Origin of the sequence: Tistrella mobilis KA081020-065, from assembly GCF_000264455.2 — a bacterium.
GTDB classification, from domain to species: Bacteria; Pseudomonadota; Alphaproteobacteria; order Tistrellales; family Tistrellaceae; genus Tistrella; species Tistrella mobilis.
This window is the reverse complement of sequence record NC_017956.1, coordinates 1,787,528-1,812,972: the sequence shown is the minus strand read 5'-3', so window position 1 is coordinate 1,812,972 and position 25,445 is coordinate 1,787,528. Positions and strand designations below refer to the sequence as shown.

Annotated in this window: 21 protein-coding genes; 10 read left to right on the top strand and 11 right to left on the bottom strand. The window is 66.6% G+C overall.

Features of this window, described 5'->3' with window-relative positions; translation table 11 throughout:
- The first annotated feature begins 144 nt into the window (after positions 1 to 144).
- Both TMO_RS08195 and TMO_RS08190 read left to right on the top strand, forming a co-directional pair.
- Positions 145 to 1,680 (top strand): acyl-CoA synthetase, encoded by a 1,536-nt coding sequence (locus tag TMO_RS08195; RefSeq protein ID WP_041605727.1) that lies wholly within the window; start codon positions 145 to 147, stop codon positions 1,678 to 1,680.
- Positions 1,681 to 1,730: 50 nt separating this feature from the next.
- Entirely contained in the window at positions 1,731 to 3,059 is a 1,329-nt protein-coding gene (locus TMO_RS08190; RefSeq protein WP_014745147.1) for a response regulator, read from the top strand.
- On the opposite strand, the gene TMO_RS08185 is transcribed toward TMO_RS08190, so the two are convergent.
- The 4 genes from TMO_RS08185 to TMO_RS08170 form a co-directional block, all read right to left on the bottom strand.
- A complete protein-coding gene (locus tag TMO_RS08185) occupies positions 3,044 to 3,526 on the bottom strand; it encodes a hypothetical protein (protein ID WP_014745146.1) in 483 nt (160 codons plus the stop codon). The two genes, TMO_RS08190 and TMO_RS08185, sit on opposite strands and share 16 nt — an antisense overlap.
- 53 nt (positions 3,527 to 3,579) lie before the next feature.
- Positions 3,580 to 3,912 carry a DUF883 family protein gene (locus TMO_RS08180; protein WP_014745145.1) on the bottom strand — a complete coding sequence of 111 codons (333 nt, stop codon included), beginning with the start codon at positions 3,910 to 3,912 and terminating at the stop codon, positions 3,580 to 3,582.
- A gap of 171 nt (positions 3,913 to 4,083) precedes the next feature.
- Positions 4,084 to 7,647 (bottom strand): transcription-repair coupling factor, encoded by a 3,564-nt coding sequence (gene mfd, locus TMO_RS08175; protein ID WP_014745144.1) that lies wholly within the window; start codon positions 7,645 to 7,647, stop codon positions 4,084 to 4,086.
- Positions 7,648 to 7,803: 156 nt separating this feature from the next.
- The gene (locus TMO_RS08170) at positions 7,804 to 8,112 is read right to left on the bottom strand and encodes a succinate dehydrogenase assembly factor 2 (RefSeq protein ID WP_014745143.1); all 309 of its coding nucleotides are present in this window, start codon (positions 8,110 to 8,112) and stop codon (positions 7,804 to 7,806) included.
- A gap of 184 nt (positions 8,113 to 8,296) precedes the next feature.
- Between TMO_RS08170 and recG the strand changes: the two genes are divergently transcribed.
- Positions 8,297 to 10,396, top strand: a complete 2,100-nt coding sequence (gene recG / locus TMO_RS08165) for an ATP-dependent DNA helicase RecG (protein WP_014745142.1) — start codon at positions 8,297 to 8,299, stop codon at positions 10,394 to 10,396.
- On the opposite strand, the gene rnk is transcribed toward recG, so the two are convergent.
- The 4 genes from rnk to TMO_RS08145 all read right to left on the bottom strand — a co-directional run bounded on the left by rnk (position 10,397) and on the right by TMO_RS08145 (position 13,397).
- A complete protein-coding gene (gene rnk / locus TMO_RS31635; RefSeq protein ID WP_014745141.1) occupies positions 10,397 to 10,813 on the bottom strand; it encodes a nucleoside diphosphate kinase regulator in 417 nt (138 codons plus the stop codon).
- Positions 10,814 to 10,844: 31 nt separating this feature from the next.
- Entirely contained in the window at positions 10,845 to 11,363 is a 519-nt protein-coding gene (locus TMO_RS31210; protein ID WP_014745140.1) for a hypothetical protein, read from the bottom strand.
- A 321-nt stretch (positions 11,364 to 11,684) separates the two neighbouring features.
- The gene (locus TMO_RS08150) at positions 11,685 to 12,389 is read right to left on the bottom strand and encodes a DUF502 domain-containing protein (protein WP_145978094.1); all 705 of its coding nucleotides are present in this window, start codon (positions 12,387 to 12,389) and stop codon (positions 11,685 to 11,687) included.
- A 117-nt stretch (positions 12,390 to 12,506) separates the two neighbouring features.
- A complete protein-coding gene (locus tag TMO_RS08145; protein WP_014745138.1) occupies positions 12,507 to 13,397 on the bottom strand; it encodes an alpha/beta fold hydrolase in 891 nt (296 codons plus the stop codon).
- 357 nt (positions 13,398 to 13,754) lie between these two features.
- On the opposite strand from TMO_RS08145, the gene speD reads away from it, so the two are divergent.
- Together speD and speE are read left to right on the top strand one after the other, a co-directional pair.
- A complete protein-coding gene (gene speD / locus TMO_RS08140; protein ID WP_014745137.1) occupies positions 13,755 to 14,156 on the top strand; it encodes an adenosylmethionine decarboxylase in 402 nt (133 codons plus the stop codon).
- A 49-nt stretch (positions 14,157 to 14,205) separates the two neighbouring features.
- On the top strand, positions 14,206 to 15,084 hold the full coding sequence (speE, locus tag TMO_RS08135; RefSeq protein ID WP_014745136.1) for a polyamine aminopropyltransferase: 879 nt from the start codon (positions 14,206 to 14,208) through the stop codon (positions 15,082 to 15,084).
- A gap of 90 nt (positions 15,085 to 15,174) precedes the next feature.
- On the opposite strand, the gene TMO_RS08130 is transcribed toward speE, so the two are convergent.
- Positions 15,175 to 15,630 carry a MarR family winged helix-turn-helix transcriptional regulator gene (locus tag TMO_RS08130; RefSeq protein WP_014745135.1) on the bottom strand — a complete coding sequence of 152 codons (456 nt, stop codon included), beginning with the start codon at positions 15,628 to 15,630 and terminating at the stop codon, positions 15,175 to 15,177.
- 241 nt (positions 15,631 to 15,871) lie between these two features.
- A complete protein-coding gene (locus TMO_RS08125; RefSeq protein WP_014745134.1) occupies positions 15,872 to 16,951 on the bottom strand; it encodes an enoyl-CoA hydratase/isomerase family protein in 1,080 nt (359 codons plus the stop codon).
- Positions 16,952 to 17,214: 263 nt separating this feature from the next.
- Between TMO_RS08125 and hemB the strand changes: the two genes are divergently transcribed.
- Positions 17,215 to 18,219 carry a porphobilinogen synthase gene (gene hemB / locus TMO_RS08120; RefSeq protein ID WP_014745133.1) on the top strand — a complete coding sequence of 335 codons (1,005 nt, stop codon included), beginning with the start codon at positions 17,215 to 17,217 and terminating at the stop codon, positions 18,217 to 18,219.
- 50 nt (positions 18,220 to 18,269) lie between these two features.
- On the top strand, positions 18,270 to 19,283 hold the full coding sequence (locus TMO_RS29240; RefSeq protein WP_014745132.1) for a 2-keto-4-pentenoate hydratase: 1,014 nt from the start codon (positions 18,270 to 18,272) through the stop codon (positions 19,281 to 19,283).
- Here TMO_RS29240 and TMO_RS08110 read toward each other — a convergent pair.
- Positions 19,276 to 20,538, bottom strand: coding sequence for a type III PLP-dependent enzyme (locus TMO_RS08110; RefSeq protein ID WP_014745131.1), 1,263 nt, complete (start codon positions 20,536 to 20,538; stop codon positions 19,276 to 19,278). The genes TMO_RS29240 and TMO_RS08110 overlap by 8 nt on opposite strands.
- Positions 20,539 to 20,709: 171 nt before the next feature.
- Here TMO_RS08110 and TMO_RS08105 point away from each other — a divergent pair, with 171 nt between their 5' ends.
- The 3 genes from TMO_RS08105 to TMO_RS08095 all read left to right on the top strand — a co-directional run bounded on the left by TMO_RS08105 (position 20,710) and on the right by TMO_RS08095 (position 25,278).
- Positions 20,710 to 23,154, top strand: coding sequence for a penicillin acylase family protein (locus TMO_RS08105; protein ID WP_014745130.1), 2,445 nt, complete (start codon positions 20,710 to 20,712; stop codon positions 23,152 to 23,154).
- Positions 23,155 to 23,191: 37 nt separating this feature from the next.
- On the top strand, positions 23,192 to 24,448 hold the full coding sequence (locus tag TMO_RS08100) for a threonine ammonia-lyase (RefSeq protein WP_014745129.1): 1,257 nt from the start codon (positions 23,192 to 23,194) through the stop codon (positions 24,446 to 24,448).
- A gap of 101 nt (positions 24,449 to 24,549) precedes the next feature.
- The gene (locus tag TMO_RS08095) at positions 24,550 to 25,278 is read left to right on the top strand and encodes an arginyltransferase (RefSeq protein ID WP_014745128.1); all 729 of its coding nucleotides are present in this window, start codon (positions 24,550 to 24,552) and stop codon (positions 25,276 to 25,278) included.
- The last annotated feature ends 167 nt before the right edge of the window (positions 25,279 to 25,445 follow it).

The window sequence follows — 25,445 nt, the reverse complement described above, 5'->3', positions numbered from 1 at the left end:
CTTACCCTCAGCGCCATGATCAGTGACGCTTCCGTAAAGGGTGCCCCGGTGCCCGCAGCAGCCCCCGCCGCCTCTGCCCCTGCCGGCCAGTCCGACGGGCTGGTCGCCGCTTCGCCTGTCGTCGCATCCGCCGCCCTGCCGGCCATGCCTGCGGCGCAGCATGTGTTCGACACCGAGCGGTTCAACCTCACGGAATACTGTCTGGCCTGGAATGCCGAACGGCAGCCCGACAAGGCGGCACTGATCCTGCTGGACGATACTGGTATTCGCGGCGAGATCAGCTTCGGACAGATGTATGATCAGGTCCGCCGGGTGACGGCAGCGCTTCACGCGCTGGATCTGGCCCCGGGCTCGCGGATCATGATCCGGATGGGCAATCGTCTGGAATTCGCCCTGGTTTATTTCGCCGTAGCGGCCGCCGGGCTGATCGCCGTACCGACCTCGGCCCAGTTGACCCCGGCAGAAGCTGGTTTCATCGCCCGCGACTGCGGCGCTGCCGTGGCCTTCGTCGCCGACGGGCTGGAGATCGCACCTCCGCATCCGGGCGGTATGCGCCTGCTCGGCCTCGACTGGCTGGAAGCCGCCATACGAGGGCGCCGGGACATGGCGCCGATGCATCTGCCGGCCCATGATCCCGCACTGATGATCTACACCTCCGGCACCAGTGGCCGCCCCAAGGGCGTGCTCCACGCCCATCGCGCCGTCTGGGGCCGCCGGCCGATGGGGCCGGGCTGGCATGGCATGGGACCTGAGGATCGCGTGCTGCATGCCGGCCAGTTGAACTGGACCTATACCCTGGGCGTCGGCCTGATGGACCCCTGGGCACATGGGGCGACGGCAGTTCTTTATGCCGGGCCGCGTGATCCGTCGGTCTGGCCGCTGTTGATCGAGCGGGCGGAGGCGACGATTTTCGCTGCCGTCCCCTCGGTCTATCGACAGATGCTGAAATACGGCACGCTGACCCCCGAACGCCTGCGGACGCTCCGCCACGGTCTGACCGCCGGCGAAGCCCTGCCGCCCCCCCTGACCCATCGCTGGTTCGATGCCGCGTCCCTGCCGCTCTACGAGGCGCTGGGGATGAGCGAGGTGTCGACCTACATCTCCAGTGGCCCGGAGACGCCGCTCCGTCTGGGCAGCCCCGGCCGGCCGCAACCGGGCCGGCGGATCCAGGTGCTGCCGCTGGACGGGGGGACCGATCCGGTAGGACCGGATGAGGTGGGCGTGATCGCGGTGCATCGCGACGAGCCCGGATTGATGATCAGCTACTGGAACCGGCCCGAAGATACCGCAGCCGCCTGGCGGGGTGACTGGTTCCTCACCGGTGATCTCGCGCGCGTCGACAGCGACGGCTACTACTGGTACGATGGCCGCTCGGACGAAGTGATGACCGTGCTGGGCTATCGGGTCTCTCCGATCGAAGTGGAGGCGGCGTTGAGCGCCCATCCGGCGATCGCCGAAGTGGCCGTCGGCCCCAGGAAGGTCGATGATGCGCTGACCATCATCGCAGCCTATGTGGTCCCCAAACCCGGCCGTGCCGGGGAACTGGATCTCGACGGCGTGAATGCCTGGGTCGGCAAGCACCTCGCCCGCTACAAATGGCCCCGCGACCTCGTTCTGGTCGACAGTCTGCCGCGCGGCGTGAACGGCAAGATACTCCGGCGGGCTCTCGGCGCCGGATGATCGCAGGGGAACGGCAGAGGCATCCTTCGCGACGGGAGACTCCGGCGCCCATGGCTCATATCGCGCGCGTCCTGGTCGTCATGCAAGATCCTCGCGCCGCGCAGCAGGTGATGGACGGCCTGCGCGCGCAAAACATGTTTCTGTTCAGCGCGCGAACCGGCGCCGAGGGCCTTCGTCTTTCCCGACAGCTTCTGACCGACGTTATCATCATCGACGACCGCCTTCCGGATGGCGATGGCTGCGATTTCGTCGACATGATGCGCAACGATCCCGACACCCAGCACATTCCGGTGCTGATGATCGGGACCCAGGCGTCATCGGCCCTGAGGCGGCGGTCGCTCTCGGTCGGTGTCGACGAGCTGCTGTCCGGTGGCATCAATCTCGGCTTCCTGGCTGCCCGCATGGCCAAGCTGGTGCGTCTCGGCATCATGCAGGCGGAACTGCGCCGCCGCACCGCCACCGCGCGCAGCTTCCGGGTCGAACTGGACAAGCGCCGCCCGACCGCTAATGACGGGCCGCCGACCCTGCTTCTGGCAGCCCAGATGGGCGAGGATCTCGATGATGTGGCGGAGCTGCTGCAATCGCGCTATCGCCTGCTCAGAACGGCAGGCGCAGCCGAAGCGGCCCAGCTTCTGCACGAACAATCGGTGGACACCCTGATCCTGTCCTTCGACGGTGGCAACAGCGAAGACTGGCTGGGGCTGGCGCTGCATGTACGCGACACGCCGGCCCTTTACGACGTGCCGGTTCTGGCTGTCGGTCATGCCACAGTCGCACCCGATGCGGCTACCCTGCTCAAGACCGGCATCGACGACCTGATCCAGCGTCCCTACCCGCCCGACGAACTTCACGGTCGGGTACTGTCCGCCCTGCGCCGTCGGCGCATCCGGCGACGTCTGACCGATCTCTTCACCTCGCTCGAGGCACCCTCGACAATCGATGCCGAAACCGGCGCCTATCGGCCCGAATTCCTGCGCGTCCATCTGTCGCGCCTGGTTTTCGAGGCGGCGAAGTGGGAAAAACCGCTCAGCATCGCCACGGTCTCGTACCGCAATCTCTCACTGCTGATCGAACGCCGCGGTCCCGCCGCAGCCCGGTCGGTGATGAGCCGTGCCACCGAGACCCTGAAACGGCTTGTCCGGGTCGAGGACATGGTGGCGCGGGCTGATGATGCCACTCTGGTGGTGGTTCTGCCCGACACCCCCGGGGACCGGTCGATGAAAGCGCTGCACAAGATCGCCGGCAGCCTCGCCACCACCGACTACGGGCTGGGCGGGCTGCCGACGACGCCGATCTGGATGCAGATGGGCCATGCGACGCTGGAGCCGTCGGACACGGCCGATTCCCTGTTGCTCAGGGCGCGTCAGGTCCTGCTCTGACGATCATCCGAGGGCGGCTTGGGCGCGAGCGCCGCGCGCGCGGCATCGGCCAGAAGCCGGCGGATTTCCGGTGACGCGCCGATGGCGACGCCCGCAAGCGCTGCCATGGTGACGCCTTCGGCCGGATTGCGGCGGATCAGTTCCGAGACCACGCCGGTCATGGCGGCAACATCGGCCGCACCCGGGGGGCCTGAAGATCCGGCGGCAGAAGGCTGTTGACGCGCTGGCAGCCTCGGTGCGCGCAGAACCACGCGGCCCGCCCCCATCATCAGCAGGCCGATCACGGCCAGAAGCAGCCCCGTCCACAGCGCAGGCGAGGCCGGATGCCAGGTGATGCCGTCGATCCAGATGTAGAAGGCCGCCACACCAAAGCCGGCCGCGCCCAGAAGGACGAGGCCGGCCAAACCGTAGAGGCCTGCAGCGGCACCGGCTCTCGCCAGTGCCGCTTCGATACGTCTCATCAGCATGGCTGCAGGCTCCGGTGTCGTTGGGAGGTCGGAAGGGATCGGATGATCCCCCCTCACCGGCGATCGATCAGCTTGCCGATCACCAGGCCAACGCCAAAGGCCACCAGAACGCTGGTCAGCGGCCGCTCTTCGATCTTGTGCTCGGCGGCGGCTACTGCACCGCGGCTCCGCTCGCTCGCCAGATGCATCAGGCGATCGACCTCTGCCTTCAGTCGGCTGATCTCTTCATTGGCCTTGTCGCCCAACTCCTCGGCGCCGACGCCGGCCGTGCGTCCCGCCTGTCTGGTCACCTTCGCCAGATCGGCCTTCAGGGCGGCCAGGTCGGCCTTCAGGGTTTCCATCTCGGTGTCGACGGCCTTCCCGGCAGCGGTATCGGCGTTCGCCATGGCTGACGTCCTTTCCTGTCGCGATGGGGGTGCACCTGCAGACATCGTGTCTGCAGGCCATGAAACTCAAGGCATCACACATATGGGAAGGATGTCGGCCTGGCGTAACCCGTGGCGTGTGACCGTTTTGAGGTGCAGACGTGACAGGGACGCGACCTGCTCCGGCAGGGTCTATGCCGCCTTCCCGGTCCGGGCGATCCGGGCCAGGGTCGCGATCAGGTCGCGCGCCCCCTTCAGCCGGTCGTCGACGGTCGCCCAGGCCCTGATCACCACCAGCTTATGATCCGGCCGCAGCCGGATCGTGCCCGACTGGCCGGCAATGAACTGGATCAGCCCCTCCGGCCGGGCGAACTGGTCGAGATGGAAGGCGATGGTGGCACCTTTGGGTCCCGCCTCGACCTTTTCCACACCGGCGGCGATGCACAGCCGCTTGATCGCGACAATCTGAAGCAGCTGGCGAACCTCGTCGGGCAGCGGCCCGAAGCGGTCGACCAGTTCGGCGGCAAACGCATCCAGCTCGTCGCCCTCGTCCAGATCGGCCAGACGGCGGTAGAGCGACATGCGCACATCCAGATCCGAGACATAGGTCTCGGGGATCAGCACGGCGGCGCCGAGATTGATCTGCGGCGACCAGTCGCGCACCGGCGCCCGTGCGGGGGCGTCGCCGCCTCCGGTCTTTGCCGCCTCGATCGCGTCGTCGAGCATCTGCTGGAACAGTTCGAGCCCGACTTCGCGGATATGACCCGACTGCTCTTCACCCAGAAGATTGCCGGCACCACGGATGTCGAGATCGTGGCTGGCCAGGGTGAAGCCAGCGCCCAGGCTGTCGAGGGTCTGCATCACATCCAGCCGCTTCTCGGCGGTGCGGGTGACACCGTGATTGGCAGGCAGCATCAGATAGGCATAGCCGCGCAGCTTGCCGCGCCCCACCCGTCCGCGCAGCTGATAGAGCTGGGCCAGGCCGAAAAGATCGGCACGATAGATGATGATCGTATTGGCCCGCGGAATGTCGAGCCCGCTTTCCACGATGCTGGTGGAGAGCAGCACATCGTATTCGCCGCCATAGAAGCCGCCCATCACGTCTTCCAGCTCGCCCGCCGCCAGCCGGCCATGGGCGACCGCGATCTTGACCTCGGGCACCAGGCTGCGCAGCCGTTCCTCCACCTCTTTGACCTGCTCGATCCGCGGGCAGACGAAGAAGGTCTGGCCGCCGCGATAATGCTCGCGCAGGATCGCTTCGCGGACGATGACGCTGTCATAGGGCATGGTGAAGGTGCGCAGCGCCAGCCGGTCGACCGGCGGTGTGGCGATGATCGACAATTCCTTCACACCGGCCAGCGCCAGCTGCAGGGTGCGCGGGATCGGTGTTGCCGTCAGGGTCAGCACATGGACATCGGCCTTCAGCTCCTTCAGCCGTTCCTTGTGCTTCACGCCAAAATGCTGTTCCTCGTCGATGATCATCAGGCCGAGATCGCGGAACGAGATGCCCTTTGAAAGCAGGGCATGCGTGCCGATGACGATATCGGCCGTACCATCGGCGATCGCCTTCTTCGCCTCGGTGGCGCGCTTGCCTGCAACCAGCCGCGACACTTCGACGATCTTGATCGGAAATCCCTGGAAGCGCTTGGTAAAGCCCAGGAAATGCTGATGACAGAGCAGGGTCGTGGGCGCGACCACGGCGACCTGGACCCCACTCATCGCGGCAATGAAGGCCGCCCGTAGCGCCACCTCGGTCTTGCCGAAGCCGACATCACCGCAGATCAGCCGGTCCATCGGCCGGCCCGATGCCAGATCGTCGATCACATCCTCGATCGCGTGCAACTGATCTTCGGTTTCCGTGTACGGGAAACGGGCGCAGAACTCGTCATACAGCCCCTGTGGCCGCTCGATCCGGGCAGCGCCCTTCAGCTGCCGCTCGGCCGCGACCGCGATCAGCGCGTCGGCCATGTCCTTCAGCCGCCGCTTGGTGCGCTCCTTGCGCTGCTGCCACTGGCTGCCGCCCAGCCGATCCAGCGGCGCCGGCCCGTCGGCGGTGCCATAGCGCGACAGCATGTCGATATGCTCGACCGGCACGAACAGCCGGTCGCCGCCTTCATAGACCACCAGCACGCAGTCATGCGGTGCGCCGCCGGCGGTGATGGTCTCAAGCCCCTCATAGCGGCCGATGCCATGATCGACGTGAACCACCAGATCGCCGACGGTCAGGCTGTCGGCATCGCGCAGAAAATTCTCCGCCCGGCGCTTGCGGCGGGTCTTGCGGTGCAGACGGTCGCCCAGAATGTCCTGCTCGGTCAGGACCGAAAGATCGCCCGCAACATAGCCGTGGTCGAGCGGCAGCACGATCAGCACCAGCGCGCCCGGCTTCGCCTTGGCGATATCGGCCCAGGTCTCCACCTGCTCCAGCTGCTTCAGACCATGATCTTCAAAGACCGTCCGGATACGGTCGAGCGAGCCGGCGCTGTAACAGCAGACCACCACCCGCCGCCCGGCCGACCGCTCGGCATCGACATGGGCCTTCAGCGCCTCGAAGAGGTTGACGTCCTCGTCCTTGCGCTCGGGTGCGAAGTCGCGGGCAGCCCGCCCGGCAAGCCGCGCCGCCTGCCAGCCCTGCTCGAGCGGCCGCTCCGCAGCACCGGGCTGCACGGCGACCAGGGTTTCGCTGCGGCCGATTTCGGCCCATTCCTTCGCGGTCAGGTACAGCTGATCGGGTGGCAGCGCCCGGTAAGGGGCCTCGCGCTCGCCGCCGATGATCGACACCGGCCCCGTGCGCCGCGCCTCGTAATAGTCCTCGATCAGCACGCGCCGTTCGGTGAAGGCCTGATCGGCCAGATGATCGAACACCATCACCGGACGGTCGAAATAGGCGGTCACCGGCTCCAGATGGGTGTGGAACAGCGGCAGCCAGTGCTCCATACCGGCATGGCGCCGCCCGGCGCTGATCGCCTCGTAGAGCGGGTCGCCGGTACCGACCGCGCCGAAAGCCTGGCGATATCCCTGTCGGAAGCGCTGGATCACCCCTTCGGTCAGCAGGATCTCGCTCACCGGCTTCAGATCCAGCCGGCGGATGCGGGCATTGGACCGCTGGGTGACGGGGTCGAAATTCCGGATCGCCTCCACCTCGTCGCCGAAAAAGTCCAGGCGGACCGGGTCCGGCTCACCGGCCGGAAACAGGTCGACGATGCCGCCGCGCACGGCAAACTCACCCGGCTCCATCACGGTGCCGGCGCGGACATAACCGTTATGCGTCAGATAGTCGACCAGACGCTCTGTCGACAGCCGGTGTCCCGGCTCCAGCCGAAGCCTGGCCAGTGCCAGGCTCTCGCGCGGCGGCACGCGCTGGGCCAGCGCATTGACCGTGGTGACGACGATCGCGCGCGGCCGGCTTCCCGTCCCCGCCTTCGGGTCGTCCGCCGCCGGGCCGCCGGCCAGCCTGGTCAGCGTATCCATCCGCTCGGCGGCGATCATGCCGTTGGGGGACGCCCGGTCGTAGGGCAGGCAGTCCCAGGCCGGCAGGCGCAGCACCTCCGCTTCGGGCAGATGAACTTTCAGCGCGTCGGCCGCGGCCGCCATCCGGGCGTCGTCACGCATCACCAGAACCAGATCACGCTTTGGTCTGCCGGCTGCGAACTCTGCCGCCAGCTGCCAGACCAGACCGTCGGGCGCCTCGGTCAGCAGGATGCGTCCGGGGCGGTCGAAAAGCGTGGGATCGATCAGCACGGGCGTCGCATCCTTCAAGCGCGTCCTCCGTCCCCGAAGGACCGGCCCCGAAAAGGACCAGAGCGAGGCGGCGACGTCGTTCATTCGAAACGGTCTGGGGCGTGAAAGGTTGGCGGGAATGGAGAGGTTCCGGCGGGGCCCCGGTCTTGGAGGCCCGATCTCAGAGGTCAGTTCTCAAGCGCCGCCGAGGCCACCCTCGGCCAGACCGCGATCGGGCGCGGTTGCCACGTCGAACTGCATCATCATCTTCATGACCGGGTTGTCCGCCAGATCTTCGGGCAGAGGCTCGCGGCCGCTCAACCAGTTGTAGAGGTCGACATCGCTTTCGTCGAGCAGCGCTTCGAAGGCATCGAGCTGGTCGGCATCGAAACGGTCGATCCAGGCATCGGCGAATTTGCCGAACAGGATGTCGGTTTCCTTGCACCCGCGATACCAGCTCTGATAGCGCAGCCGGCGGCGACGGATTTCGAGGTCTTCGGCCATGAGAGCTGGTGCCCTTCCTGCTTGTCGTCTGCGTCCCGTGATATAGCCCGCGCGCCCTTCGCTGTCACCCCCCGGCGCGGCTTCGGGGCCTTGCGGCCATGCAGCTTGTCACGGCCCGGCCCCGCCCCTATCGTTGGCGCCCGATGCGCCCACCACGCCCGACCGTGCCTGTTGACCGGACCAGATGCGCCCCGAAGCCCTCTTCCCGCTATTTGCCGAAGCCACCAGCCTGCCCGGCATCGGCCCGCGCGTGCTTAAACTGGTGGAGCGTGCCGCACGCGGCAACCGGGTGATCGACGTGATCAACACGCTGCCGATCTCCGTGGTCGACAGGCGTTACGCGCCGCCCGCCGTGATCGCACCAGCGGGACGGATCGTCACCTTCACGCTCACCATCCTTGAACATCAGCCGGCCGAACGCCCGCGCCAGCCGCACCGGGTGCGGTGCGCGGATCCCGACGGCACGGGCGTGACCCTGGTCTTTTTCCACGGCCGCGAGGCCGACTGGCGGCGGCTCATGCCCGACGGGGAGGTTCGTATCGTCAGCGGCAAGGTCGAACGCTATGGCGGCGAGGTGCAGATGCCCCATCCCGACCATATCGTCCCGCCCGAGAAGCGGGCCGAGGTGGAGACGGTCGAGGCGATCTATCCCGGCACCGACGGTCTGTCGCCCAAGCTGCTGCGCAAGGCCGCGAAATTCGCGGTTTCCCGCCTGCCCGAGCTGCCGGAATGGATCGATCGCGGCGTGCTTGCCCGTGAAGGCTGGGCCGGCTGGCGGGGCGCGCTCGCCACAGCCCATGCCCCGACCGATGCCGATGATCTGTCACCGCTTCATCCGGCCCGCCGCCGCCTGGCCTATGACGAGCTCTTCGCCAATCAGCTGGCGATTGCCCTGGTCCGCAACCGTCAGCGACGGGCGGCCGGCCGCCATCTGGCCGGGAGCGGGCGGCTGACCCGGCCGATCGAAGCCGGCCTGCCCTTCCGTCTGACCCAGGATCAGCGTCAGGTCCTGTCGGAGATCGCCGGCGATATGGCAGGGCCCCTGCGCATGCTTCGGCTGCTTCAGGGCGATGTCGGCAGCGGCAAGACGGTGGTGGCGCTGATCGCCATGGCGATCGCAGTCGAAGCGGGGGCGCAGGCGGCGCTGATGGCGCCCACCGACGTGCTTGCGCGCCAGCACATGGAAACGCTGGCGAAGCTCGGCGCCCCGGCCGGGCTGCGCTTCGGCCTGCTGACGGGGCGCGAGCGGGCCAAGGCGCGGCGGGATGTGCTGGCGGCACTGGAGGCCGGGGAGATCGACATCCTGGTCGGTACCCACGCCCTGTTCCAGGAGGGGGTGGCTTTCCGCGATCTGGGCCTGGCGGTCATCGACGAACAGCATCGCTTCGGCGTCCATCAGCGCCTGCAGCTCTCATCCAAGGGCCGGGGGGTGGACACCCTGGTCATGACGGCGACGCCGATCCCGCGGACCCTGGCGCTCACCACCTATGGTGATATGGATGTCTCGCGGATCCGGCAGAAGCCCGCTGGCCGCAAGCCCATCCAGACCCGGGTGCTGCCGATGGACCGCATGGATCAGGTGATCGATGCCGTGCGCCGGACCATCGACGAGGGTCACAAAGTCTATTGGGTGTGCCCCCTGGTCGACGTCTCTGAGAAAGCCGATCTGTCGGCGGCGAGCGCCCGTGCCGAGGATCTGGTAGATCAGCTGGGGCCGCGGGTCGGCCTGATCCATGGCAAGATGAAGGGCGCGGACAAGGACGCCGCCATCGCCCGCTTCCGCGCCAGGGACGCCGATGACCGGACCGATGTGCTGGTGGCGACGACGGTGATCGAGGTCGGCGTCGATGTGCCGGATGCGACGGTGATCATCATCGAGCACGCCGAGCGCTTCGGGCTCGCCCAGCTCCACCAGCTGCGCGGCCGGGTGGGCCGGGGCGACGATCAGGCGAGCTGCCTGCTGCTCTACGCCGCCCCGCTGGGCGAAATCGCCCGCAAGCGCCTGGAGGTGATGCGGGCGACGGAGGACGGGTTCGTGATCGCCGAGGAGGATCTGAAGCTCCGCGGGGCCGGCGATGCGCTGGGGACGAAGCAGAGCGGCGAACCGGAAATGCGGTTCGCCGATCTTGATCTGCATGCCGACCTGATCGAGACCGCCCAGGCACAGGCCCGGCTGGAGATCGAGCGCACGCCGGAACTCGACGGGCCGCGCGGCCAGGCGCTCAGAACCCTGCTCTACCTGTTCGAGCGCGATCAGGCCGTGCGCTATCTCCGCTCCGGCTGATCAGCCGACCGCCGTCACGGTCAGATGGCGCTCGCGCCCCATACGGTCGCGCCAGGCGATCGATGCCCCGGTCCTGAGGCCGATCAGCGCGGCCCCCACCGGGGTCAGGATCGACACCCGGTTGGCCGCGATGTCGGCCTGGCGGGGGAAGACCAGCATCGCCTGATGCTCGGCGCCGTCATCGGCGCGATAGGCCAGGCGGCGGTGCATCGCAATCACGTCGCCGGGCAGTTCGTCATCGGCAACGATGGTCGCCCGATCGAGTTCGGCGGCAAGGAAGGCGACGGCGCTGCCGGGTTCCACAGCGGCCATATCGGCCAGCGCGCTCAACCGGTCGTAATCGCTTTCGCCCAGGATCACCGGCGGTGGCTGGGCGGGAATGGCCGGTGCGTGCTGAAGGTTTTCATTGGTCATCATGATGTTGTCTCCGTTTCTTTCGGATGATGGTTCAGGCGGCGTCACGCACCCCGTCCAGCCGGACGAGGCGTCGAGTGCCGCAGAGGTCGGTGAAGGGCATGACCGCGCCCGCGGCCAGCCCGACCAGTGCGATGCCGAGGGGGGTTGCGAGGGAGAGATCGAAGCCCTGGGCGGCCTGCCCCGCCGTCTCGGGCAGATGGAGACGCCGGCGGACGGGTTCTGCGCTTCCATCAAGGCGGAAACGCAGTTCTGCGCCGATCCGTGCAGTTCCCCAGGCGCCATGCGCATCGCGCACGATCACCGCACGGGCCAGTTCACGGGTCAGGGCCGCCACAAGCGGTGGGTTTTGTGTCACCAGCCGACCGGCAAGCGCGGCAAGCCGGCGGGCATCGTCCGGCAGCAAGCGGATCGGCGGCAGATGCCGGCCGGCCCCGCAAACGGGGCAGCCATCGCTGTGGAAGTCATCGGCCCCCACGGCACGATGACAAACGAAGCAGATCACGGTGGCCCGGTTTTCGGGGCCCCGTGACGGATCATGACGGGCGGACATCCTGACGGCTCTCTCGTCGCGAGGGAGGTAGACCGGGCGGCGGCGCCCCATGCCCCGAGACTGTGACCTCGGTTGCCTGGGCGGGTCGACGTTTCCGGTTTGTGGATGTGGCCCATGTCCCGAATGCGGACATGGCCACGGCGCCGCAACGGCGCAGGCACCCGGACCGGGCGCCGGGTCAACGGACGCGAACGGTCCGGGCGGTCAGCCCGTGACGAGATTGCCGCCGCGCAACAGGCAGGCGGACCGATGATGAACGCCGAAATGCATCATGATCCGTTAAACATGCGCATTCCCATCGGGTTTATCAAGTCCCTCGCGTCACTCGGTCACGCGCGGCACAGCTGGTGCCCGCGCTTCAGGATCTGCCGCATCCGGCGGCGTGATCAGACCGCCCGAAATGACCAGCTTCACGCCTTCCTCCACGGTCATCGCCAGGCGGACGATCTCGGTCTCGGGCACGAACAGCAGGAAGCCTGAGGTCGGATTGGGGGTGGTCGGCACGAAGACGTTCACCATCCGCGCCTTGGTCAGCCGCTGAATCTCCCCGCCGGTGGTGCCGGTGATGAAGGCCAGCGACCAGAGCCCGCGGCGGGGATATTCGATCAGGACCACCTCGCGAAACGACTGCGATCCCTGGGTCAGCACCGTCTCGAAGATCTGCTTCAGGGCCGCATAGATGCTGCGCAACACCGGCATCCGGGCCACGATGCCCTCGCCCAGCCGGACCAGTTCGCGGCCGACCAGACCGGCGGCAAAGGCGCCGATCAGGGTGATGCCGATCACGACCACAATCAGACCGGCACCCGGAATGCTGAACGGCAGGTACTGGTCCGGGTGGTAAGCCGGCGGCACGAAACGCAGCACCAGATCGTCGACAAAGGCGATAAACCACCAGGCGACATAAAGGGTGATGGCGATCGGCGCCGTCACCACAATTCCGGCCAGGAAATAGCGCCTGAGCCGCCCGCCACCATGCGGTCGCTCGGCTGTGTCGCTCTCGGCGTGTCGGTCACGTCTGCTCATGGTCTGGCCGGTCCCCTGATGCCCTGCATGTTTTGCACGGGCGAATGCCTCATCATGGGCATCGCCCGCGGCAGGGCTCAAGGGACAAGCTTGGGACACATGGCGTCCGGCTGGTTTTTATGTGGTGAAGAAAGCGATCATCCGCCGGGCCACCTCGTCCGGTGCCTCTTCCGGCAGAAAATGACCGCAGTCGAGCGCCTCGCCCTCCACCGTCTCGGCGTAACTCCGCCAGATCGCCAGCGGATCGAAACGTTTCCCGACCAGGCGATGCGCGCCCCACAACACCAGCAGCGGCACGGTCAGTTTCAGATCCCGATCCGCCCGATCATGCTCCAGATCGATCGTCGCCCCGGCCCGATAGTCTTCGCAGGTCGCATGAATGGTTTCGGGCAGAACGAACCAGCGCTTGTATTCCTCCCGCTCTTCGGGGCCGATCGCCGCCGGGTCGACGCACAGCCGGTCGCAGGCCCAGTCGAGCAGGAAGCCGGGATCGCCCGCAATCAGCCGCTCCGGCAGCCCGCCCTCCTGGATGAGAAAGAACCAGTGGAAATAGCTGGTGGCCACCGTGATGTCCGTCGCCTCATAGACGTCGAGCGTCGGCACCACATCCATCACCGAGGCTTTCACGATCCGCTGCTGGTGATCGCGCAGCAGCCGATGGGTCACCCGGGCACCGCGATCATGGCCCGCGACCGAGAACCGCTCATGGCCAAGGGCGGTCATCACCTGTGCCATGTCGGCCGCCATGCGCCGCTTGGAATAGGTCGCATGGGCCGCGTCGCCGGCCGGTCTGTCGCTGTCGCCATAGCCGCGCAGATCCGGAATGACCAGCCGGAAATGCGCCGCCAGCGCCGGCGCCACCTTGTGCCACATCACATGGCTTTCAGGGTAGCCATGCAGCAACAGCAGGGGCGGCCCCTCGCCGCCTTCGACCAGATGGATGCCGGTCCCGTCGTCGACGGTGATGCGACGACGTGTGAAGCGATCATCATAAAATCTTGTAGACATTGGGCCGGTCGTCTCCTCCTGTCGCGGCATCGTGTCTGACATGCAAAGGTCCGTCATCGCCGCCATGCGGACCTCTGCCTGACAGCATAACCTCGTGCCCGCCCGTGCGTCCGTCGCATCCGCGACGATCGGGAATGATCGTCACATGAAATTCGGTTGACACCCCCTCCCCCCATCCCTAGGTTCCAGCCACTTTATCCGGGCACGAGGCAATGCCGGTGACCCGTTCCGATGGCCGGACCGTGTTCCGATCGTGTGAAGATCGGGCGGCCCGGCTTTCGTCCTCTTGGGTGTGTAACGAACTGTGGCGTGAGACCTGGGGTGGATCGCCACCTTCTCTGAAAAGGGGGGTGTGCCGTGAAGGCTCTCGGACATCAGATCATCGCTGAATTCTACGACTGCGACGGCGATCTTCTGGCGAATGTCGACTACGTGACCGATGCGATGCTCGAGGCAGCCAAGCGCGCCAAGGCGACCATCGTCACCCATACCTTCCATCATTTCTCGCCGCTGGGTGTCAGCGGTGCGATCATCATCGCCGAAAGCCATCTGGCCATCCACACCTGGCCCGAATACGGCTATGCGGCGGTGGACCTGTTCACCTGCGGCGACAGCCTGCACACCGAACAGGCCTTCCACTATCTGCGCGAAGCGCTGAAGTCGGGAACCTTCTCGACCATGTCGCTGGAGCGCGGCCATCAGGCGATGCTTGCCGGTCGCGTGCCTGTCGAAGCGCCCAAGAAGGTCGTCAACGGCTGACCCCCGGTCACCCGCCCTTTCCGACGTTCCAGCTCAGGTATCGGACAAGATGGAAAAGATCATCGCAGCGGCGGACAGCGAGCTGTGGTTCACTGAACGCATGGCCGGCACCGGCTTCCAGTACAGTCTGCAGGTGGCCGAAGTCCTCCACGCCGAGCGGACCCCGTTCCAGCGCCTGGAGGTGTTCCGCACCACCGGTTTTGGCACGGCCATGGTGCTCGACGGCTTCGTGAACGTGTCCGACAAGGACGAGTTCTTCTATCACGAGGTCATGGCCCATCCGGCACTGTTCATTCATGAACGGCCCCGGCGGGTGCTGATCATCGGTGGCGGCGATTGCGGGGTCCTGCGCGAGGTTTTGCGCCATCCCGGGATCGAGCAGGTCGACATGGTCGAGATCGACGAGCGCGTCGTCCGGGTGTCGGAGAAATTCTTCCCCGAGCTGACGGCGTCGAACAATGATCCGCGAGCATCGATCCGTTTCGAGGATGGCATCGCCTGGGTGCGGAACGCAGCCGCCGGCAGCTATGACGTGATCATCGTCGACAGCACCGATCCGGTCGGCCCGGCGGAGGGGCTGTTCGGTGCCGCCTTCTATGCCGACTGCCACCGGATCCTGACCGATGGCGGCATGGTGGTGGTCCAGAGCGAATCGCCGCTCTTCCATCAGGGCCGCCTGAAGGAGATCCATCGCTGCCTGCGCGGCGCCGGCTTCACCGACAGCCACCCCATGACCTATCCCACCGTCATCTATGGCGGTGGTACCTGGTCGTCCTCGATCGCCCGCAAGGGCCGGCCGTTGAATGACGGCGTGCGGTGGGATGACATCGAGAGCCGCCCCTTCCCGACCCGGTACTACAATCGTGGCGTACATGTGTCGCTGATGACGCTGTCGGGCTATCTGGCGCCGGCTCTCGACGGCCTCTGAGCGCCGGACCTTCGGCCGAACCACGAGAAAGGGCGCCCGCTTCGCAGGGCGCCCTTTTCTCTTTGGCGGTCGTCGCTTATGCGGCCAGGCTCAGAACCGGCCGTAATTGATATAGTCGGACCAGACCCGCTCCAGCGTCCGCAGGCTCTCATTCACCTCGGTGAGATCATCGGCCTCCAGCACGCCCTTGGCGAGGGCTGTGCAGTTGCGCTCGTAGAGTTCATTGACGCGGTCGCAAAGATCCCGCCCCTTCTGAGTCAGGCGAATGCGCATCGCTCGCTTGTCGTGCGGGGAGCGTTCCTGTTCGAGATATTCATTCTCGACCAGTTTCTTCACGTTGTACGACACGTTGGAGCCCAGGTAATAGCCACGGACGGTAAGCTCGCCGATGGTGAGCTGTTCCTCGCCGATATTCGACAGGATCAGTGCCTGGACGTTGTTGATGTCGCTGATACCGAGACGATCCAGCTCGGCCTTGATCACGTCGAGAAAGCGGCGGTGAAGCCGCTCGATCAGACGAATTGTCTCCAGATAAGACTGTCGCACCTTGTCCTCGGCGTTGCCCGGCGGGAGTTCAGGCCATGGGTCGGGGCTGCGGGTGTCGCCGGTCCGCTGCCCGTGCCGCCATGAGCGGGGCCGTTTACTTTGACGAACGTCCTGCTTTCGCCGGTCTCTCTGCCGGCGTTGCAGTCCAATAGGCGATCATCTCGACCACGACGCCGAAGTCAAGATGGCCGCGCCGGCTCGCCGGTGCGGCCATTCATTTTGACGCAGAATCGACGCAAAATCAGTCGAAATGCAGGTCACGCTGGCCGAGGGGCGCGAACAGCGCGTCGATGGCTGCCGGGTCGACATCCTCGACACGTGCCGGCGACCAGACCGGGGCATGATCCTTGTCGACCAGCACCGAGCGGATTCCTTCGCCGAAATCATGGGTCCGCACGATGCGGGTCGCCACACGGAATTCGGTGATCATGCAGTCCTCGAAGGACAGGTTGCCGCCGATGCGCATCTGGCGGAGCGCAATCACCATGCTGGTCGGCGACTTGTGCGACAACTCCTTCGCCACGCCCGCACCCCATTCTCCGCCCTCGACCGGCAGCCGCGCGAGGATACCGGCCATATCGTCGCCCGCGAAGCAGGCGTTGATCGTGGGCAGATGCTGGGTGATCTGCGGGGTGCCGGCGGCAGCCGCATCCGAGAAGCGGTTCAGCACCGCCTCCACCTCGGCGTCGGCACCGGCACCGGCCGTCACCTGCGACAGGGCCTCGGTCAGCTCGCCCAGCTTCGCCGAGGGCACGAAATGGGTCGCGATGCCCAGCGCCAGGCAGTCCGCCGCCTTCAGGCGTGCCCCGGTCAGCGCCAGATAGGTGCCCGACAGACCGGGCAGGCGCGGCAGAATATAGGTGCCGCCCACATCCGGGAGCATGCCGATGGCGGTCTCGGGCATGGCGAAGAGCGTGTTCTCGGTCGCAATCCGCCAGCGGCCATGCGCCGACAGGCCGACGCCGCCGCCCATCACCACACCATCGATCAGCGACACATAGGGCTTGGCATAGCGGAAGATCTCGCGATTGAGGGTATATTCCTCGCCGAAGAACTCAGCCGCCAGCGTGCTGGTCGGGTCCTCACGCTCGTCCCAGAGCGCGCGAACATCGCCACCGGCGCAGAAGGCGGGCCGGCCATCGGGGCGCGCTGCACCGCGCACCACCACCACGGCCACCGCATCATCCGCAGCCCAGTCTTTCATCTGCGGCGCCATCAGGCGGATCATCGGCAGGGTCAGCGCGTTCAGAGCCTTGGGCCGGTTCAGGGTGATGATACCGGCCGAACCGGCACGGTCGAACAGGATCTGCGCGTCGCTCATCTGGTTTCCTCTGATCCTTCGTGTTGACGAGGCCGGCGGCGTGGCAACCGGGATCGGCCCGCGGCCATGGCAAAGGCCATGATATGCCGGGCATCATAGAGGCCACCGGGTGACTGTCAATTTCACCCGAATGCGGCCACGATGCACGCCCCGCCGGGCGATTTTACCGCGGCGCAGCGGCATCCGGTTTACGTCGGGCCCGGCCGGGTGCATTCTCTGGCCCCGGCAGAGCCTTTCGGACTTTCGATCAGGAGTATCGTGTCGTGGCACCGACCCCCCTCGGACGTTTCCCGCGCACCCGCATGCGTCGCAATCGCCGGACCGACTGGTGGCGCCGGCTGGTCGCCGAGAACCGGCTTTCGCCCGACGACCTGATCTGGCCGTTTTTCGTAGTGGATGGCGAAGGGGTCGCGCAGCCGGTCGCCTCGATGCCCGGGGTGGAACGGCTGTCGATCGATCGCGCGGTCGCTGCGGTGCGTGAGGCGCGCGATCTGGGCGTTCCGGCCGTGGCACTCTTTCCCTCGATCGATCAGGCGCTGAAGACCCCCGACGGCCGCGAGGCGGCCAACCCCGACAACCTGACCTGCCGTGCGATCCGGGCGATCAAGGATGCCGTCCCCGATATCGGCATCATCGTCGATGCCGCCCTCGATCCCTATACCAGCCACGGCCAGGACGGCATCGTTGAGAACGGCCAGATCCTGAACGACCCGACCGTCGACATGTTGTGCCGGCAGTCTCTGGTTCAGGCCGACGCCGGCGCCGACGTCATCGCGCCGTCGGACATGATGGACGGCCGCATCGCCGCCATCCGCGACGCGCTCGATGCCGACGGGCTCGCCGGCTGCGGCATCATGGCCTATGCCGCCAAATACGCCTCTGCCTTCTATGGGCCCTTCCGGGATGCGGTGGGCTCGGCAAAGAATCTGGGCGCCGCCGATAAGCGTACCTATCAGATGAACCCCGCCAACAGCGACGAGGCCCTGCACGAAGTGGCGCTCGACCTGGCCGAGGGCGCCGACATGGTGATGGTCAAGCCAGGCATGCCCTATCTCGACGTCGTGCAGCGGGTGTCGCAGGAATTCGGCGTGCCGACCTTCGCCTACCAGGTCAGCGGCGAATACGCGATGCTTCAGGCAGCGATTGCGAACGGTTGGCTGGATGGCGAGAAAGTGGTGGTCGAAAGCCTGCTGGCCTTCAAGCGGGCCGGTGCCGCTGGTGTTCTCACCTATTATGCGCGCGACGTGGCGGCGAAGCTGAACGGCTGAACCGTATCGCACGGCCTTTCTCTTTTCCCTGACGGTTTCCGGAGTTCCAGGTGCCGATCTCGTTCCGTCTTCCGGCCATGGCGGCCGCAACCAGCCTTGTGGCCGCCCTCCTCGCCCTGCCCGCCGTGGCACAGCAGTCGGGACCGCGGGTTCTTGTCCCGCAGGCACCCGCGGCACCCACCACCCCAGCGGCGCCAACCCCACCCGGGGTGTCGCAACCGGCAGGTGAGCCGCAGCCCGCGACACGGCCCGCCTCCGTCGCCCTTCCACCCAAGGTCGCCGAAGAGGCGGAACGTCTCGGCCGGGCCTGGCTGGCGCGGATCCAGCCCAAGGCGCCTGAGGTGAAGCCGGATCTTGCGCAGGCCTACGCCGCCCAGGACCGCTTCCTGGCTGCCGCCATGCCGTCGCGGCCGGCGCAGCTCGGCTGGAAGCTGACGCTGACGGCCCGCACCACGCAGGAGATGTTCGGGGCCCGCGCCCCGGTGGTGGGGCGGATCTTCGCCGGCCAGATCCTGGAGAACGGTGCCGATGTGCCGCGCGACGTCGGCGCGCGGCCGACGGTCGAGGTCGATCTGGCGGTTACGGTCAAGGATGCCGGCATCATGCAGGCGACCAACCCGCTGGAGGTGGCCGCCCATCTCGCCACGGTCTCGGCCTATATCGACGTTCCCGACCTGCTGCTGGCCTCAGGCGAGCCACTGAACGCCGAGACGCTCGCGATGATCAATGCCGGCATGCGTACCGGCGTGGTCGGCAAGGCGGTGCCGGTTCAGCCCACACCGGAATTCGTTGCCGCCATGGCCGAGATGCAGGTCAAGGTCCTCGACGGTCATGGCGGGCTGATCGTCGAGAGCCGGTCCTCGGCCATCATGGGCCAGCCCCTGAATGCCCTGGTCTGGCTGATCGGCCATCTGAAGGCCCGCGGCGAAAGCCTGAAGCCGGGCGATCTGATCACGCTGGGCGCCATCAGCCGGCCGCTGCCGCTGAAAGAAGGCCAGGTCGTGCGCGCGGTCTATACCGGCCTGCCGGGCGGGCCGCTGGAGGCGCAGCTGTCGGTCAAGTGACCGGAAGCACCGCCTCGGCCCGCCGCAACACCGAACCCGCCGCCCTTGCGGCGGGTTCGCCGATTTCGACCACGGCTTCGGGCAGGAAGCCGTTGAACCGGGTGGCGAGCGCGTTGGAATAGGCCCCGATCATATCGATCTCGATCCAGTCGCCCTCGCGGATGTCGGACGGCAGCAGCAGCGGCGCCGGCAGCACATCGGTCGAATCGCAGGTAGGCCCGAAGATGGTGAAGGGCTGACGCTCTGCATCCAGCGGCCCGGCCGGGCGGATGGCGCGGGCGGGGAAGCGCAGCTGGCCGGTCACGGTCTCCGACAGGCTGCCATAGATGCCGTCATTGATGAACAGCCGGTCGCCCTTGCGCAGATGCACCTGCACCACCAGGGACAGCCCGTCAGCCACCAGCGCACGCCCCGGCTCGCACAGAATGCGCCGGCCGGGCAGCGGCGGGATGGTATCGAGCGCCCGGCGGACGGCGGCGAAATAGTCGCCGACCGGCGGCATCTCAACACCCATGTCATAGCGTCCCGGGAAGCCGCCGCCGACATCCAGCGCCACCACGGGCACTTCCGGCGCGTGATCCATCGCCGCCCGCACCACCGCCATGGCCTCGTCATAGGCCTGCGGATCCGGACATTGCGATCCGACGTGGAAATACAGCCCGACCTGATGGCCCAGGCGATGGGCCTCGCGCATCATCGCCGCCGCCTCGGGCACCGAGGCGCCGAACTTGGCTGACAGGTCATAGGTGCTGCGGCTGCTGTCGGTGGTCAGCCGCACCATCATCACCACCGGCCCGCCGCGGGTCTCGGCATGGATCTTGGCCAGCTCGTCGGCGTGATCGACGGCGAAGCGTTCCACGCCATAGACCCGATAGGCATTGGCAATGGCCGCCCGGCTCTTGATCGGATGATGGAAGTGCAGCTCCGCCTCTTCGAAGAGATCGGCAACCAGCGCCACCTCGGCGAGCGAGGCGACGTCGAAGCCGGCGATCCCTGCTTCATAGAGCGTTGAGATGACAGCGCGTTCGGGATTGCACTTCACCGCATAAAGGACTTCGCCGGGAAAACCTTCGATGAAGGTGCGCGCGGCATCGGCCAGCCGCGAAGGTTTCAAACAATAGACCGGATAGCTGGGCTTCAGCCGCGTCACCATCGTATCGACATCCGGAAAACGGCCCGGGGTACTGCGTCGACGGGTGGGGAAGAGGTCCGACATCCGGTTCTGCTCCTCGTTGATCTGGGGGGCGAAGGTCATGGCTCTCCTGCATCATATGGGGATGACGTTGCGGATCCGCGACCATCGATCCACTCTTCTTCCTCAGTCCATGTGACGCAGAGGTTGATCCAAAGCTCCGCCTCCATCAGACTGCCGCCGTGACGCGGCACGGATTCCGCGGCGTTCTGACGGCAAGAGGCGGGGATCTTCATGCGCTGGATCGGTCGAATTCTGGGCGGTCTCGTCTTCATCGTGATCGCCGCTGTGGTGATCGGCGTGATCTGGCTGCGCACCAGCCTGCCCGAGACCGAGGGACGGCTCGCCCTGCAAGGGCTTTCAGGCGAGGTCACGGTCATCCGTGACGAGAACGACGTGCCCCATATCAAGGCCCGGAGCATCGAGGATGCGGTCTTCGCCCTCGGTTTCCTCCACGCCCAGGACCGGCTCTGGCAGATGGAGTTTCAGCGCCGGGTCGGATCGGGGCGGCTGTCTGAATTCGCCGGCAAGTCGACGCTGTCGATCGACCGCTTCATCCGAACCATCGGTGTCTACGGCCATGCCGAACGGGCCTATGAAAAGCTCGACGATCAGACCCGTCGCCGGCTGGATGCCTATGTCGCCGGTGTGAATGCCTATATCGCCAGTCATGACGGCGCCTGGCCGCTGGAATTCGTGCTGACGGGTATCACGCCGACGCCCTGGAAGCCCGCCGATTCGATGGTGTGGCTGAAGATGATGGCCTGGGACCTGGCCAAGAACTGGCGCGACGAGCTGCTGCGCGCCCGCATGCTTGCAGCCGGCATCACGCCGGAGCAGATCTCGGATCTCTGGCCGGACTACGATGCCGACGGCAATGTCGCCCTGCCGGAAATCGCCGGCCTCGGTACCGATCTGGACGCGTTGACGAAGATCTATGCCGCAACGCCCTTCGCAACCCTGCTGGACCAGGGGGCCACGCCGCCGATCGACGGTATCGGGTCCAACAACTGGGTGCTGTCGGGCGCCCACACCGCAACCGGCAAGCCGATGCTCGCCAACGACCCCCATCTGGGGCTCGCTGCGCCGTCGCTCTGGTACCTCGCCCATCTCTCGGCGCCCGGCCTGGAGGTGATCGGCGCCACCCTGCCCGGCCTGCCCAGCGTCATGCTGGGCCGCACCGACAGTTTCGCCTGGGGCTTCACCAATACCGGTCCCGACACGCAGGATTTCGTGATCGAACAGCTGACGGCGCCGGGCGCCGACACTTACGAAACACCGGATGGCCCCCTGGCCTTCACCACCCGCAGCGAGACCATCCAGATCAAGGGGGCGGAGCCCGAGAGCTTCACCGTGCGCGAAAGCCGCAATGGCCCGATCGTGACCGATGTCGTCAATGGCGGCGGGGAACTGACCGACCGACGCCATGTTCTGGCCTTCCGCTGGGTGGCGCTGACCGATGACGATCCCACCCTGCGTGCGGCCTTCGCCGCCAACACCGCCACCGATTTCCCCAGCTTCCGCGAGGGGCTGCGCGACTTCTACTGGCCGCAGCAGAACATCGTCTTCGCCGACACCGGCGGCCGGATCGCCTATCTGGCGCCGGCCCGCGTGCCGATCCGGGCCTCGGGCGACGGCTTTCTTCCCAGCCGCGGCTGGACCGGCGAGGGAGACTGGACCGGGTGGATTCCCTATGACGAGTTGCCGCAGCTGACCAACCCGGAAGATGGCCGGATCGTCACCGCCAATCAGCGGATCACGCCCGAGGGCTATCCCTATTTCATCAGCCGGGAATGGACGGCCCCCTATCGCGCCGACCGCATCGACCAGATGCTCGACGAGACGGACAAGCACGATACCGAGAGCTTCCGTTCGATGATGGGCGATACCGTCTCCCTGATGGCCCGCCAGTTCATGCCGCTGATGATGGCCGGCATTCGCGATGCCAGCCCCGAGCACCCGGCCGCCGCGGAGGCGCTCGATATCCTGAAGCGCTGGGACGGCGACATGGCGGCCGATCAGACCGCACCGCTGATCTTCTCGGCCTGGTATGACGCCCTGCTGCCGCGCATCGCAGCCGACGAACTGGGCGACGATCTGTTCGGCGACTATCGCGGCCACCGCACCGAATTCCTGCGGGTCGCGCTGACCCGCGACCCGGTCTGGTGCGACGACCGGCGGACCACGGAAACGGAGAGCTGCGCCGTCCAGATCGCCCGCGCGCTCGATGACGCGATAGCCCTGCTGATCCGTACCCAGGGTGAAGACATCTCAACCTGGACATGGGGCAAGGCGCATCCGGCAGTCTCAGAGAACCGGGTGCTGTCGGCCGTGCCGGTGCTCAAGGACGTGCTCGCCATCTCGCATCCGATCGGCGGCGATCCGTTCACCGTCAACGCCCAACGCTGGGCTGCCGATGCACCGGAAGGGCCGCAGATGTTCCGATCGACCCACGGCCCCGGCTATCGCGCGATCTACGATCTTGCCGACCCGCAGCGCTCTATGTTCATCCAGAGCACCGGACAGAGCGGCAATCCGCTCTCCGCCGGCTATGATGCCTTCGCATCGCGCTGGACCGAGACCCGCTTCATCCCCATGATCACCGACTGGTCGCGGATCGACGCCGCGGCCGGGACGAAGCGACTGACCCTGGCGCCCGCGACCGCACCGGCCAACTGACCGGACGCGGCACGGGCCCTGTACCGGAGCCCCCGACGTGCCAGCCTCCACCCTGCTGACGCTCGACCAGATCCGAGAGGCGGCCACCCGCCTTGCCGGATCGATCGAGCGCACCCCCTGCAAGGCCTCCCGAACGCTCAGCGACCTCACCGGCGCGAAGGTGGTCTGCAAGTATGAAAACCTCCAGTTCACCGCCTCGTTCAAGGAGCGAGGCGCGCTGAACCGCATGCTCGCCCTGGATGACGCGACCCGGGCGCGGGGTGTGATCGCCATGTCGGCCGGCAACCATGCCCAGGGCGTCGCCCTTCAGGCGCGCAGGCTCGGCATTCCCGCCACCATCGTGATGCCCCGCTTCACGCCCTTCACCAAGGTCGGCCACACCCGCGCACTGGGCGCAGAGGTCGTGCTTGAAGGCGACACGCTGGAAGAAGCCCGCGCCAGGGCGGATTCGCTTGCGGCCGAGCGGGGCCTCACCTTCGTCCACCCCTATGACGATCCGTTGATCGCGGCCGGTCAGGGTACGGTGGCGCTGGAAATGCTGGAACAGGCACCGGATATCGACGTGATGCTGGTACCGGTGGGGGGCGGCGGGCTGATCGCCGGTTGCGCCGCGGCCGCCAAGGCGCTCAAGCCGGAGATCGAGGTGATCGGCATTCAGGCCGATCGCTATCCGTTCATGGTGCAGGCGCTGGGCCGCGAGGTTCCGGCCGCCCAGGGCATGACCATTGCCGAAGGCATCGCAGTCAAGAGCCCCGGACAGTTCACCCGGCAGGTGATCGCCGACTGCGTCGACGACCTGCTGCTGGTGAGCGAAACCGCCATCGAGCGCGCGGTTCAGCTGTTCGTCGAGATCGAGAAGACGGTGGTCGAGGGTGCCGGGGCCGTCGGCCTCGCGGCCCTGCTCGACCCTGCGCATCACGAGCGCTTCGTGGGCCGCACGGTCGGCCTCGTGGTCTCGGGCGGCAATATCGATACCCGGATCCTGTCCTCCATCCTGCTCCGCGGCCTGGTGCGGGACGGCAAGGTCATGCGGCTCAGGGTGATTTCGTATGACCGGCCGGGAGAGCTGGCGCTGATCGCCCGGCTGATCGGGGACGCCGGCGCCAACATCCTCGAGGTTTATCATCAACGCGCCTTCTCTCATGTGCCGATCAAGGCGGTGGAGGTCGACCTGGTCGTGGAGACACGCGGCCCGGACCATGCTCGTGAACTGATCGCCCGGCTCGAAAAAGAAGGGCTGGAAGTTCAGCGCCTGGATCACGACATCAGCGAGAGCGGCTCTCTTCAGATGTAAGGCCCCCGCGGGGCCTTGGTCCGGGGTGGAAGCGACTGCTATAGTTATCGTCAGTGAACGCGCGTCACACGCCGCGCGTGCTCCCGCCTTCGGAGATCGCCATGAGGGAGTGGCCGCATCGGGCGCAGCATCTGTTCACCATGACCGTCGCCCATCCGTGCCCCTATATCGAAGGCCGGCTGGAGCGGGACGTCGTGGCGGATCTGAATGTGCCCAACGCCCAGTCCTTCTACGACTGGTTGCTGCGCTCCGGCTTCAGACGCGTGCAGCACATGGCCTATCGGCCCGCCTGCCCCGGATGCTCGGCCTGCGTGCCGGTGCGCATCCGGGTGGCAGGTATGGAGCCGACCCGCAGTCAGCGGACCGTATTGCGCCGGAACGCCGATCTCGCCCATACCATCGTGCCCCTGACGGCGACGCAGGAGCAGTACCAGCTGTTCCTGCGCTATCAGAAAAGCCGTCACGCCGATGGCGAGATGGCAACCATGACCTTCCATGATTACCGCATGATGGTGGAAGAAAGCCCCATCGACACCCAGGTTGTCGAATTCCGGGGCGAAGAGGGGCAGTTGATCGCCGTATGCCTGACCGACCGGGTGCGCGACGGGCTCTCGGCCGTTTACAAATTCTACGATCCCGACGCGGCACGCCGCAGCCTCGGGACGCGGATCGTGCTCTGGCACATAGACCGCGCACGCGAGTTGGGATTGCCCTATGTCTATCTCGGCTATTGGATCGCCGAGAGCCGGAAGATGGCCTACAAGGCCCGCTTCGCCCCGATGGAAGCCCTGGTCGATGGCGCCTGGGTGCCCCTGCCCCGTCAGGCATGACGCCGGTATTCGACACCATCGAAGACTGTTCGCCCTTCACGCTATGACCGCGGCACGCAGCGGTGGCGAAAGCATGCCGCGTGCATGGTCGTATTCGCGAACGCATGGTTGACCTATTCACTTTCGGCGCACGCCTCCTATAATCGGCGACCAAGAATGGTCGCGCG